This window comes from uncultured Alteromonas sp., assembly GCF_963976965.1.
In the GTDB taxonomy this organism is placed as follows: Bacteria; Pseudomonadota; Gammaproteobacteria; order Enterobacterales; family Alteromonadaceae; genus Alteromonas; species Alteromonas naphthalenivorans.
Genome location: NZ_CAXBMP010000008.1, coordinates 50,160 through 64,153, shown reverse-complemented (window position 1 = coordinate 64,153; position 13,994 = coordinate 50,160). Strand labels below are relative to the sequence as shown.

The window sequence follows — 13,994 nt, the reverse complement described above, 5'->3', positions numbered from 1 at the left end:
AATCGCTAAAAGTGAATAAAAATTCACATTGAAGGATTTAATATCTAGTCAAAGGCATGTTTTCTGTATTTTTATGTAGTTGTTCATTCTTTATATCCAGCCTACCAGAATCATTTGCAGTTGTACAAAAATTACACCATGGTGAATCAATTCCTATAAACAACATTCTATTGTTCAGTAGATACGGTGTCTGTCAGCATTTCCGTAATGCATAAAGCCTGATAGGATATGCTGAATATAATCCTAAAAATAAGTCGTTCATGCATTCAGATTCACCAAACGATTCTTGGGCTATTCGTTTTGCGCAGTTTGTACAGCGCTTCGGTACGCTTAAGTTAAGTATTCTGTTCGTTGTATTTTCGCTGGTATTTACGCTTGGCGGCTCTTACGTAATTCGCGTAAGCATGGGCAGTGCAGTACAGCCTGATGACTTTATCAGCGCGGTTATACTCACCATGCTTTCGGCACCTTGGGTACTGTACTTTTTTAGCGAACTTATAAAGCAGTTAGAAAATTCACGTACCAATCTTAAAGAAGTGGTAAGCCAACTAGAGCGCTTGCGAGAAGAAGATGTTTTTCTTAACCGTGAGCTGCAAACAAATATCCGCCAATTAAATCACGAAATTGAGCAGCGTAAATTAGCGCAAGAAGAGCGTGAAGCCTTATTTAAAGACTTAGAGCGTGAAATTCAGGATAAATCTGAACAAGAAGCGCAAGCCCGCCGCTTATCTACCTTGCTGCGCTCGATTATCGATGCCTCGCCAGATCTTATTTACTACCGTAATGAAGAAGGGCGCTTTGCGGGCTGTAACCGTATAGCAGAACTCATGACGGGTAAAACAGAGCAGGAACTGCTTGGTTTAACCCCTACCGATGTTTATGAAGAAGACTTGGCGCGACAAATCGTCGCCAGTGATCACGAAGTACTAGAAACTAACGCCAGTATTACCGAAGAGTTATGGCTACGCTTTGCCGATGGCCGCCGTCGCTACTTCGAAATGAAGCGAGTTCCATTCTTCGATAAAGAAGGTAACCGTTTAGGCTTGCTATCATTTGGTCGAGACATGACTGAACGTAAACAAGCAGAAAATGCAGCAGCGAAAGCCAGTACCGACAAAACGCGCTTTATCGCTACGATTAGCCACGAACTACGTACGCCGTTAAACGGTATTGTTGGCTTAAGTAGAATGCTGCGCGATACCGAATTAAACGAAGAGCAATTTAGCTGGGTAAGTACTATTTATGCCAGTGCTATCACGCTTGGCAATATCTTTAACGATATTATCGATTTGGATAAGCTGGATAGAGATAAAGTTGAGCTTAGTTTAAAGACTGTATCGCTTCGCGACTTCACCGAAGAGCTAAGCAGTATTATTCGACTATTAGCGGGTGATAAACAGCTAGAGCTTAAGACTACGATTAAAGAGCCTCTTCCGAGATTAGTTGAAGTCGATGGCACGCGCCTGCGCCAAATTTTGTGGAATATCCTGTTTAACGCAGTGAAGTTTACCCAAAAAGGCCATGTGAGCTTATCCATTGAAGCCACTAAACCAGAAAATGACGTCGCGTTCGTGACTTTTGTTATTGAAGATACTGGGGTAGGCATACCTGAAGAAGAGATAGAAAAAATCTTCGCTATGTACTATCAGGTTGATCACCCCGATCACCAGTCTGCAACAGGCACCGGTATTGGTTTGGCTATTTGTAAGCAAATGGTCGATTTAATGAAGGGTAATATCAAGGTTACCAGTGTGGTAGGTAAAGGCACGCGCTTTGAAATAGAGCTTCCGGTAGAAATATCGAAAAAGCCTATGCAAGTGGCGCAGCTTCAGGTTACTGACTTGAACATTCTACTGGTAGAAGATATTGAACTTAATGTGATGGTTGCCAAAGCCTTGCTTGAAAAAATGGGGCAAAAGGTGGATGTGGCCATGACGGGGCAAGAAGCGATTGATAAAGCCCGCGCGAACCAATACGACTTAATACTGTTAGATATTCAGTTGCCAGATATGACGGGCTTCGACGTGGCCAGTACGCTGCATGAAGAAGACTTAGTAATGCAAACGCCTATTGTGGCACTTACTGCGAACGTGATTAAAAAGCGGGAAGAATATTTGCAAAATGGCATGGACGATATTATTGCCAAGCCCATTAAGAAATCTCGCGTGATTGAGGTGTTCAACGAATTATTCCATGCGCCGCCTGCACCATTAGAAGTTGAAGGTCAGGTAGAACGCCCACCAGAGCCAAGCAAAATATTAAGTAACATTTTAGATATGGACTTGCTCCAGATGTTAGTGGATACAATAGGCGATGATATGGTGCGAGCAAGTGTGAAAGTGTTCCAGGAGAAAATGCCTGAATACATGGAAATTTTGCAGTTGAGCCTAAGCGCTGATGAGAAATCTGAAGTCTGCTCGCAAGCGCATAAAATTAAAGGTGCGGCGGGTTCTGTAGGGCTTGCTCGTGTTCAGCGTATTGCAAATCAAATTCAACAAGGCGATCACCCAACGTGGTGGCAAAACGTTCATGATTGGGTTGAAGAATTGCAGATGGCGGTACAGTACGACATGAAAGCCTTGCAGGATTGGCTTAATCAGCAGCGAGTAGACGATTAATTCGTTTATCAAATTACGGGGCTGATTAGGCCCCGTTTTTATTTGAAAGTTGATTTCGCGAGTTTACAAGGGGTAGACGTAATGACAATGAGTACTGATAACGAGACGTTTAGCAACGCTCAGCTAGACGCTATAACAGCTAATGAAAACACGTCTGCATCAGACAAGCCTCAACTTCACCAACTTAATTTAGAAGCGATTTCTCCGCGTTACCGCGTGATTAATATTTCATTGGCTTTTGGCATAGCGTTTGTGCTTATCATGGTGGCTAGTGCGCTACGGTATCAGTCATTTTTCGCGCTACCAGAGCCCTTGGTCGCCGCCTTTCCTTATATTGTTGTGGGCATTTGTGTGCTGGGATGTTTATGGACGACCTATCATTTTTTTGCCGATCCGCTTATTAAATATGCCCTGCGTGAACAAGACTTAAGCTTGCAATCAGGCTTGGTATTTAGGTCGTTATCTTGCCAGCCCATACTTCGCGTTCAACATGTTGAATTAAAACGTGGGCCGATTGCGCGCCTAGCTGGTTTAGCTTCTTTGCAGGTTTTTTCGGCTGGTGGTGCTACCCACACGTTTGAAATTCCAGGTATAGAGGTGGAGGTGGCCGAGCGGTTAAGGCAGTTCATACTTGATCATAAAGATGTGAGTGCAAAATAATGGCTTCCCCCGAAGTAGAATCGGCGAAGCCCTCCGAAAGCAGCGCACAAGGGAAAGCCGTTAAGGTTGATACCGGCGAAGGCTGGCGTAGGCTTTCCCCCATTGCCATTGCTTATTTTACCCTTCGCAGCATTAAAAACATGGCACAAGGCGCCATTTACGCCGTACCGGCCATTGCAGTAACGGCCAATATTACCGATAACATTCAATCGCCCAATACCTTTTTAGGCATTGCTGCGATCTTCATTATTTTCTTTTCAAGCGGTGTCGTCAGTTTCTTCATGTACCGCTTTAGAGTAAACAACCAGCATGTTGAAATTCACAGTGGTGTGTTTTCTCGAAGTTACACCAACTTGCCATTTTGGCGTATTCAGAATGTAAAAATTGAATTACCTTTCTACTATCGACCGTTCGGCTTCGCACTTGTGATACTTGATACCGCTGGAAGTGCAGGAGAAGAGGCTAAAATTGTCGCCGTTCCTTTGGCCTATGCTCATGCCTTAAGAAAGCAAGTACTAGCCGAGCATCAAGACTCTCGCCCCCTAGACGCTCGACATAGCGAGGAAGAACATCAAGAGACTGGGCATCAACAAACTGGGCATCAAGAGACTGGGCGCCACGCAAGCTCTTATGTAAATGATAGCAATGCTGTTGCTAATACTGCGGTCAACAGTGACCAAAGCAAGCGCTATTTAGAAACCAACGAGGATGGCGAAACCATACTGAATAGGCGCTCTATAACCGATATCGTGATCCACGGAATTACCAACAACCGAGTATGGATTTTATTAGGTGCAGCAGCACCCTTTTATGACAATGCGTTTGGCTACCTATCAGAATGGCTGGCTGAAAAGGGCTTGCAGCTAAATCAGCTTGTTGGCGAGCAGACCATAGCGTGGTGGCAGTTTGGCTTGTACGCGTTTGTGATGCTAATGATGGCTATGGCCTTGGTCGCAGTGATTAGTATTGGCGGGGCTCTGTTTACCTTTTACGATTATACATTGTCGCGCCACAACGACAGATATATCCGCAGAAGTGGTTTATTGAATAAACAAGAAGTGAGTATGCGGGCATCCCGCATTCAAGTTATCTCTGCGAAGCAAGATTGGTTAGACAGAATTCTTAAGCGCGTGAACCTGTACTTCGAGCAAAACGCATCAATTGGGCACTCGACCAATGAGCTTATGTCGCCAAACCGACTTATTGTACCTTCTGTGACTGAAGACGAAGCGGATGAGTTAAGCCAAGAAGTCATGCCGCAGAGTAAAATTCGCCGTAGCGACTACCAGTCTATAAGCAAGCGTTACATTTTACACTGGGTGATAGCAGGGCTTTCTATTCCTTTTATGGTGGGTGCTGGATTCGGCATCTATATAGAACATTTAGATATTACTGCAGGGGTCACTTTTGTTAGCGCAATACTGCTAAGTGTTATTGTGCTTAGATGGTGGCGTTGGGGTGTGGTTAGCGACGGTAAATACATTTATGTAAGGCGAGGGCGCATAGGTGTGGATTACTTATGCTTCGAACCCTACAAAGTTCAGCAGGTAGTGGTAAAGCAAAGTGTGTTCATGAAAAGGCGAAAGCTTGCCACGGTGCAGTTTGTATTAGCATCTGGGGCTATTTCAGTGCCGTTTTTACCTGAAGGTTTTGCGAATGAGTTAGCTAATAACGTGCTATTTGAAGTTGAATCGAAAAGAAAATCTTGGATGTAACAATTTATCGATAACAAGCGTGGTACCTCCAGAATATGACCACAGCTTGTTTTATTTTTGTGATTACGTTAAAGCAATCGAAGCGACTAATTTGGGCACGTATGATGCAATTGTTTAGCGTTAGCTGTCACTAGCAATTATTCTATCTTTTCCAGTACGCTTAGCTTGATAAAGCCGTTTGTCAGCAATGTCAATTTGCGTTTCAAGGTCAGTGTGTTTTTCTGCGCAAATACCAATGCTGCACGTTATGTTTAATTCGTGTTGCGTGAAACGTGAGCTTCGGACAAGGTTAATAAATTGCGAAACGTTCCCAAGATGCTCCTTTAAAGCTCGGGTAGATATTACTGTAAACTCTTCACCGCCGTAGCGAACCACCAAGTCTTCACTAAAATGTTCTTTTAACAAAGTGGCAAACTCCTGAAGCAACATATCACCTGCCTTGTGACCTTGATTGTCATTCACCGATTTAAAGTTATCGATATCAATCATACATACGGTTACCGCAGAGGTAGACGTGTCCTCGGCTAATATTTCTTCTCCTTGTTCTATAAGGTAGCGGCGATTGTAAACTTGAGTCAGGGGATCGATATTGGCTGATTGCCTGATGGTCTGAATCATTTCCTGAGCTTCTAAATTTTGCATCACTCGGCAGAAGAACTCTTCATGATAGAAAGGTTTAGAAAGGAAGTCGTTAGCGCCACTTTTGATGAACTTAGAGGAAAGTACGCCATCATTGGTACCTGAAAGCCCTATAAAGATTAAATCTTGCATTCGACGTTCGTGTCTAATTGCTTTAATGAGTTCGTATCCATCCATATTAGGCATGCGGTGATCGGAAATTACCATACGGATATCTTGATGCTCAGCAAGCAAATTGAGCGCCTCTAGGCCATCACTTGCCTCATATATTTGGAATTGGAATTTTTTAAGCAGGCTGCAAATATAGTTTCGACTAGTAACAGAGTCTTCAACAACGAGTACTTTAGTGGTGAGGTTTTTTCTCAAGCGGTCAATGAGCTTGATGACCTGATTGTAGGAATAGCGAGATTCTTTGGTTATATAATCAAGTACACCTAAATCGAGAAGTTGTGCTCGGGTAAACTCATCAAAATTGCCTGTTAACACCAAAGTGGGAATTGAATACGATAAACTTAAATCTACGCTCTCACCGTTGGGAGCATCAGGTAAATTTAAATCTACAATAGCGGCAAGAAAGTCGTGTCCTTTTTTAAGTTCTTGCGTTGCTTCAGCGAAATCCTTACAAAGGATTGGCGTTAAGTACGGGTTGTCTTCTAATAGTTTACTTAAAATTTTACGAACGGTTAGGCTGTCTTCTACCACCAATACTTTATTCATGACAACGTGGACTCTAAGTAATCAGACGAAAAGAATAACGAATAAACATAAAAAAAGCGCCCCTAAGAGCGCAATATTATACGGAAGTCTACCTTAGCGATAAGGGAAGAAAAGCTGGCATTTCTCAAAGGGTTAAATTTTATACTGTTGGTTAGCTTTGTTCTTGCGGAACGCGAACCCAGCCTTCCATCAATATGCGGGCGCTTCTACTCATGACGGCTTGTTCAATATTCCATTTGTCGTTTTCAAAGCTTGCTTTTGCGCCTACACGCAAGGTGCCTGAGGGGTGTCCAAAAACAACTGCTTCACGTTCACTGCCACCAGCAGCAAGGTTCACTAATGTACCCGGAATAGCCGCAGCTGCAGCTATGGCCACAGCGGCTGTGCCCATCATAGCGTGATGCAGCTTACCCATAGACATAGCGCGAACCAGTACATCAATATCATTTCCCAAAATATCTTTACCACTAGAGGCCTTATAGCCTGCAGGTGGCGCTACCATAGCGACTTTGGGCGTGTGCTGGCGAGAGGCCGCTTCGCCAATATCACTAATTAGCCCCATTTTCACCGCGCCATAAGCACGAATAGCTTCAAATTTGGCAAGGGCGGCATCATCGTTATTAATGTCATCTTGCAGTTCTGTACCCGTGTAGCCAATATCTTCAGCGTTGATGAAAATAGTTGGAATGCCTGCGTTAATCATGGTGGCACTGAAAGAGCCTACATCAGGTACTTCAAGCGTATCGACTAAACGACCGGTAGGAAATATAGCGCCTTCGCCATCGGCAGGGTCAACAAACGCAACCTCAACTTCAGCGGCAGGAAACGTCACCCCGTCTAATTCAAAATCACCGGTTTCTTGCACTTCACCATTAGTAATAGGCACCTTGGCAATAATGGCTTTATTGATGTTAGCTTGCCAAATATTGACAACAGCAATGCCGTTATCTGGAATTTTACTGGCATCGACCAACCCATTATTTATTGCAAATGCGCCCACTGCGGCCGTTAAGTTACCGCAGTTGCCGCTCCAATCTACAAAAGGCTTGTCGATAGAAACTTGACCAAATAAGTAGTCAACATCGTAATCATCGCGCTCGCTCTTACTAATAAGCACGGTTTTGCTAGTGCTCGACGTAGCGCCACCCATGCCATCGGTTTGTTTACCGTAAGGGTCTGGGCTGCCAATCACACGCAATAAAAGCGCATCTCGCGCCGGCCCAGGCTGCTGCGCCGCTTCGGGTAAATCAGATACGTTAAAGAACACACCTTTACTGGTACCACCGCGCATGTAGGTAGCTGGTACACGAATTTGAGGGGCATACTTCGTCATGTTTATTCCTTTTTTAAATTCCGAACAACCTCCAGCGTCTAACACCTAGTTAAACATTGTTGGAGGATGTTAGGGGAACGTAATTTGGGCTCAGGGCCCTCAATACGCATGGATGCAAGTTGGGAGCTTACAACAGCAAGGCAACCAGTCACTCAGCGAAAGCAGCGCTTAAAAATCACTTTCCACAGTTGTATTACAAGTTTTGGCTTAACGTAGTTACACACTAAGGTATTGAGCTACTTCGCTTCATAAACCTTCCGCAGCAAGGATGCTGCGGCAGAGCCCCCATGGATGGGTTCACGGCGTGTTTATGAAGTGAAGTGGCTCAGTGCCAAACGTCAATGCGCTAAGATGAAGGCGCTAGCTTTCAACCTCTTCAGCTTCTAAGAAGTCTTTGGCAAAGCGTTGAAGCACACCGCCTGCGCTGTAAATCGACACCTCTTCTGCGGTATCTAAGCGACAGGTTACGGGCACATCTAGGGTTTCACCGTTGGCTCGATTAACCACTAAGGTTAGCGTAGCACTCGGTGCAGGTTCACCTTTAACGTCGTAGGTTTCAGTGCCATCAAGTTCAAGGGTTTTGCGTGTTGTACCCGGTTTAAACTCCAGGGGTAATACACCCATGCCAAGTAAGTTGGTACGGTGAATACGCTCGAAGCCCTCTGCGACAATGACTTCTACCCCAGCTAAACGAACACCTTTGGCAGCCCAGTCTCGTGAAGAGCCCTGACCATAGTCGGCACCTGCTACAATAATCAGTGGCTGTCTGCGCTGCATGTAGGCTTCAATGGCTTCCCACATGCGCACCACTTTGCCTTCTGGCTCAATGCGAGCAAGCGAGCCTTGTTTCACTTCGCCGTTTTCAAGCACCATTTCGTTGAACACTTTCGGGTTCGCCAAAGTAGCGCGAAGCGCCGTTAAATGGTCGCCCCTATGGGTGGCATAAGAGTTAAAGTCTTCTTCCGGTAACCCCATTTTCGCCAAATACTCACCAGCTGCACTGGTAGCCATAATCGCGTTCGATGGCGATAAATGATCAGTGGTAATGTTATCGCCCAATATAGCCAGCGGTCGCATACCTGTCATGGTGCGCTCAGCATCCATCGCACCTTCCCAATAAGGAGGGCGGCGAATATAGGTACTCATTTCACGCCAATCATACAGCGGGCTAATGTCGCTGCCAGTATTCACTTTTAAATCGAACATGGGCTCGTACACTTTACGAAAATGCTCTGGTTTCACGCTTTTCGCGACAATGGCATCAATCTCTTCGTCGCTTGGCCAAATATCTTTAAGCGTGACGGGGTTACCGTCGTTATCAATCCCTAGTACGTCTTTTTCAATATCGAAACGTACCGTACCGGCAATGGCGTAGGCCACCACTAATGGCGGTGAGGCCAAAAAGGCTTGTTTCGCATACGGGTGAATACGGCCATCGAAATTACGATTACCAGAAAGCACTGCCGTGGCGTATAAGTCACGATCTATAATTTCTTGCTGAATTTTAGGGTCTAGCGCGCCGCTCATTCCGTTACAGGTGGTGCAGGCAAAGGCCACTACACCAAAGCCCAACTGTTCCAGTTCGCCCATCAAATCGGCTTCTTCTAAATACAGTTTTACCGCTTTAGAACCTGGCGCTAACGAACTTTTCACCCAAGGTTTACGGGTTAAGCCACGCTGGTTTGCATTGCGGGCAATTAAGCCTGCTGCAATTACATTGCGCGGATTAGACGTATTAGTACAACTAGTAATGGCAGCGATAATTACCGCACCATCAGGCATTTTGCCTTCTTCTTGTTCCCATGCGCTAGCAACGCCGCGCTGAGCCAAATCGCTGGTGGCTAAACGAGCATGTGGATTAGATGGGCCAGCCATGTTGCGGCCAACAGAGGATAAATCAAAAGTGAGAACACGCTCGTATTCGGCACTCGCTAATGAATCTGCCCATAAACCTGTGTGTTTCGCGTATTGTTCAACTAAGGCAATTTGCTTTTCTTCACGGCCAGTTAAGCGCAAATAATCGATGGTTTGCTGGTCGATGTAGAACATCGCCGCGGTGGCGCCGTATTCGGGCGTCATGTTTGAAATAGTAGCGCGATCGCCAAGGGTGAGGTGCGTAGTACCTTCGCCATAAAATTCCAAATAAGAAGACACCACACGCGCTTTACGCAAAAACTCAGTAAGTGCCAATACAATATCGGTAGCAGTAATATTGGGCTGTGGCTTACCCGTAAGCTCAACACCTACAATATCAGGTAGGCGCATGTAAGAGGCGCGCCCCAGCATAACGCTTTCTGCTTCAAGGCCGCCTACACCAATAGCAATAACGCCTAGTGCATCAACATGAGGGGTATGGCTGTCGGTGCCAACCAAGGTATCAGGAAAGGCAACGCCGTCGCGAGACTGAATAACTGGCGACATACGCTCTAAGTTGATTTGGTGCATAATGCCATTACCCGGCGGTATCACATCCACGTTTTTAAACGCTAACTTAGTCCAGTCGATAAAATGGAATCGGTCGTCGTTACGTCTATCTTCAATAGCGCGGTTTTTTTCAAACGCGTCGGGTTCAAAACCCGCATGTTCAACGGCTAATGAATGATCGACAATTAACTGGGTAGGCACAACGGGGTTTACTTTCGCCGGATCGCCGCCTTTCGCCGCAATGGCATCCCGTAAGCCAGCCAAGTCAACCAACGCGGTTTGCCCCAAAATATCGTGGCATACCACGCGGGCTGGAAACCACGGAAAATCTAAGTCGTTCTTGCGATAAATAAACTGCTTAAGTGAATCGGTTAACGCGTCAGGGTTACAACGGCGCACTAAGTTTTCGGCAAACACTCGTGAAGTGTAGGGAAGTTTATCGTAGGCACCAGGTTCAATGGCTTCCACTGCCTCGCGGGTATCAAAGAAATCGATACCTGCGCCAGGCAAAGGTTTACGGTATTCGTAATTCATATTACTCATGATTTTAAGCCTTAGTCGTTAACTACGTGCAGACATAGGAGGTACGTCACGAATATCTTCACCAGTATATTCAGCTGATGGGCGAATAATACGGTTGTCAGCGCGTTGTTCCATCACGTGTGCTGCCCAGCCCGTTAGGCGAGACATCACGAAGATAGGGGTAAACAACTTGGTGGGAATTCCCATAAAGTTATAAGCGGAAGCGTGGAAGAAATCAGCGTTACAGAATAGCTTTTTCTCGCGCCACATCACTTCTTCACAGCGCACAGATACGGGGTAAAGCACCTCGTCACCCACATCGGCCGCGAGCTTTTCAGACCAGCCTTTGATGATTTCGTTACGTGGGTCAGATTCAGAATAAATGGCATGGCCAAAGCCCATGATTTTGTCTTTACGGGCAAGCATGGCCATCATTTTTTCTTCAGCGTCGTCTGCCGAGGTAAAGCCTTCAATCATTTCCATGGCTGCTTCATTCGCACCGCCATGCAATGGACCGCGAAGTGAGCCAATAGCGCCGGTCACACATGAATGCATATCTGACAAGGTTGAAGCACATACGCGAGCGGTAAAGGTAGAGGCATTGAATTCGTGCTCTGCATACAAAATAAGTGAAACGTGCATGACTTGTTCATGCAACTTGCGAGGTTTTTCGCCGTGCAGCATATGCAAGAAATGACCACCGATTGAATCGTCATCGGTTTCTACATCAATACGAACGCCATCGTGAGTAAAGCGATACCAATAGCAAATAATGCTTGGGAAACAAGCTAGCATGCGATCGGTTGCGTGCTGCTGTTCGCTGAAGTCGTTCTCCATTTCAAGGTTACCCAACATAGAACAACCTGTACGAAGTACGTCCATAGGATGTGCGTCTTTTGGAATACGCTCTAATACATCTTTAAGGGCCTGAGGTAATCCGCGCATACTACGAAGTAAGGCTTTGTATTCATCTAACTCGGACTGGGTAGGCAATTTACCTTTTAAAATAAGATAAGCCACTTCTTCAAACTGGCAACTGGCTGCTAAATCTTTTACATCGTAACCACGGTATGTCAGGCCAGAACCTGATACGCCTACAGTAGACAGTGCTGTTTTTCCTGCAACTTGGCCGCGTAATCCCGCGCCACTTAATTGTTTAGCCATCTTGTTGTCTCCGGTCGTGTGTATGTAAGGTACAAAAGTTTGTTTAGTATAATTAATCGCCGCAATTTGCTTGAGGCCGCTTTGCTGCAGAGGTACAGAGTGCGGCGCTGCCACGCCGTAAACCCATCCATGGGGGCTCCGCCTCGGCATCCATGCCTCAGAGGGGCAGCGCTCACACTCTCTACCTCTACATCAGCGGCCTAAGTGAAGTCGCTTTGCTGCAGAGGTACAAAGTGCGGCTCTGCCACGCCGTAAACCCATCCATGGGGGTTCCGCTTCGGCATCCATGCCTCAGAGGGGCAGCGCTCGCACTCTCTACCTCTACATCACCGACCTCAGCAGGACCGCGCATATTTACTGCAAAGGCAACCGGCGTGGCAGCGCCGTATCCCTGCCTCCTCAGCCAAAGCGACCTCGCAGGTAAAACGGCCTCGATTCACCTCAGCCGTTAGCCTTTGCCTTTGGCGAACAGTTCGTCGAGTTTTTGCTCGTAGTCGTGATAGCCAAGGTAATCGTATAACTCCATGCGGGTTTGCATGGTGTCGACAACGGCTTTTTGATCGCCATTATCAAGTATTGATTGGTAAACGTTCTCGGCAGCTTTGTTCATGGCGCGGAATGCACTTAGTGGGTAAAGCACCATCGCAGCGCCCCATTCGCCAAGTTGTTCTTTGTTCCAAAGTTCGGTTTGTCCGAATTCGGTAATGTTGGCAAGAATAGGGACGTCTAACGCTTCTGAAAATGCGCGGTAGTGTTCTTCAGTTTTTACTGCTTCTGCAAATATGCCATCGGCACCGGCCGCAACATAAGCCTTAGCGCGTTGAATGGCTTTTTCTAACCCTTCTTGAGCGAAAGAATCGGTTCGCGCCATAATGAAAAAGTCTGGGTCGGTTCTGGCATCTACCGCGGCTTTAATGCGATCGACCATTTCTTCTGTGCTCACAATTTCTTTGTTAGGGCGATGACCGCAGCGCTTTTGCGCAACTTGATCTTCCATGTGTACAGCCGCTGCGCCCGCTTTTTCCATATCGCGAATGGTTTTTGCAATATTAAATGCGCCGCCCCAGCCTGTGTCTATGTCTACCAATAAGGGTAAGTCACAGGCTGACGTGATGCGTTGTACATCCACAATAACGTCGTTTAGTGATGTCATGCCCAAATCGGGGAGCCCGTATGAAGCATTCGCAACGCCACCGCCTGAGAGGTATATCGCTTTGTGACCGATAGATTTTGCCATCATGGCGGTATAGGCATTAATGGTGCCTAATATTTGCAGTGGCTTATTGTCGGCCAGTGCTTGTCTGAATTTCTTTCCTGCACTCATAAGTAACACTCTCTGGTTTTAAATTAGGTTGGTGTGGCGCTAAGTTTGTTTTCAATATTGTTCTTTGAATAAAGAATATGGCGGCGCATTAGCATCTCGGCTAGCTCTTCATCGCGATTCGCAATCGCGTTCACAATGTGTCTGTGTTCGTCAAAGGCTGTAGTAACCCTTGGGCCAGCCATGCCTAGTTGAACGCGATACATGCGTACAAGATGATAGAGCCCGTCTATTAACACGCTAATGAGGTGGCTGTTTTTACTGCCAGTCACGATGCGGTAGTGGAAGTCCACGTCGCCGGCTTCTTGGTAATACAACTGGGCGTCTTTCACTTTATTGAAGTGAGAATCTAATAAGCCTTGCAGTGAGGCGACTTCTTCGTCGCTCATGTGTCTTGCAGCAAGGCGTGCGGCCATGCCTTCTAAGGCTTCTCTTACTTGGTAAAGCTGAATTAGCCCTTCAGGGGTTAGCGATACTACTTTGGCCCCAATATTCGCTTTCCGCTCAACTAGGTGGCAGGCGGCAAGTCGATTAATACCTTCGCGAATAACCGCACGGCTGACTTCGTATTTTGTCGACAAATCAGTTTCACTGAGTTTAGAGCCTGCAGGAATAACGCCTTCTACAATGTCTTTACGCAATTGAAAGAAGGTTCTATCTGCATTAGTTACAGGCTTTTCTAGGGTTATCTGTACCGACAAGCTATGCACCACAAAATAAATGTTATGTCGACAATATAGGGGGTTTAGGCTGCTTGGTCAAACTTTCTTAGTAGTTATTGTCGACAAAGTGGCGTTGGTTTTTATAAATTGAAAGGTTGAGCAAAATCTAAAAAGGTAACAATTTGCTGCTAATGCAAGAGGTTAATCTTAAAGGCTAGC

At 46.0% G+C, this 13,994-nt stretch carries 9 protein-coding genes; 3 read left to right on the top strand and 6 right to left on the bottom strand.

Going from position 1 to position 13,994, the window contains the following annotated elements; genetic code table 11:
• Window positions 1–260 precede the first annotated feature (260 nt).
• From arcB to AAC006_RS08560, 3 genes are all read left to right on the top strand, one after another.
• Window positions 261–2,618 (top strand): aerobic respiration two-component sensor histidine kinase ArcB, encoded by a 2,358-nt coding sequence (gene arcB / locus AAC006_RS08570; RefSeq protein WP_013782835.1) that lies wholly within the window; start codon window positions 261–263, stop codon window positions 2,616–2,618.
• Between the two features lie 81 nt (window positions 2,619–2,699).
• A complete protein-coding gene (locus AAC006_RS08565) occupies window positions 2,700–3,278 on the top strand; it encodes a PH domain-containing protein (protein ID WP_013782836.1) in 579 nt (192 codons plus the stop codon).
• Window positions 3,278–4,993 (top strand): PH domain-containing protein, encoded by a 1,716-nt coding sequence (locus tag AAC006_RS08560; protein WP_339349019.1) that lies wholly within the window; start codon window positions 3,278–3,280, stop codon window positions 4,991–4,993. The genes AAC006_RS08565 and AAC006_RS08560 overlap by 1 nt, the downstream gene beginning before the upstream one ends.
• A gap of 120 nt (window positions 4,994–5,113) precedes the next feature.
• Here the strand turns inward: AAC006_RS08560 and AAC006_RS08555 are convergent, their stop codons facing one another.
• From AAC006_RS08555 to AAC006_RS08530, 6 genes are all read right to left on the bottom strand, one after another.
• Window positions 5,114–6,349 (bottom strand): response regulator, encoded by a 1,236-nt coding sequence (locus tag AAC006_RS08555; RefSeq protein ID WP_013782838.1) that lies wholly within the window; start codon window positions 6,347–6,349, stop codon window positions 5,114–5,116.
• Between the two features lie 151 nt (window positions 6,350–6,500).
• Entirely contained in the window at window positions 6,501–7,682 is a 1,182-nt protein-coding gene (gene prpF / locus AAC006_RS08550; RefSeq protein WP_339349017.1) for a 2-methylaconitate cis-trans isomerase PrpF, read from the bottom strand.
• A 360-nt stretch (window positions 7,683–8,042) separates the two neighbouring features.
• Entirely contained in the window at window positions 8,043–10,640 is a 2,598-nt protein-coding gene (gene acnD, locus AAC006_RS08545; protein WP_339349044.1) for a Fe/S-dependent 2-methylisocitrate dehydratase AcnD, read from the bottom strand.
• A gap of 27 nt (window positions 10,641–10,667) precedes the next feature.
• Window positions 10,668–11,792, bottom strand: coding sequence for a 2-methylcitrate synthase (gene prpC, locus AAC006_RS08540; RefSeq protein ID WP_339349016.1), 1,125 nt, complete (start codon window positions 11,790–11,792; stop codon window positions 10,668–10,670).
• A 448-nt stretch (window positions 11,793–12,240) separates the two neighbouring features.
• Window positions 12,241–13,116: a methylisocitrate lyase gene (prpB, locus tag AAC006_RS08535; RefSeq protein WP_126873830.1), complete on the bottom strand. Its 876-nt coding sequence runs from the start codon at window positions 13,114–13,116 to the stop codon at window positions 12,241–12,243.
• Between the two features lie 23 nt (window positions 13,117–13,139).
• Entirely contained in the window at window positions 13,140–13,814 is a 675-nt protein-coding gene (locus AAC006_RS08530) for a GntR family transcriptional regulator (protein WP_126873829.1), read from the bottom strand.
• Window positions 13,815–13,994 lie beyond the last annotated feature (180 nt).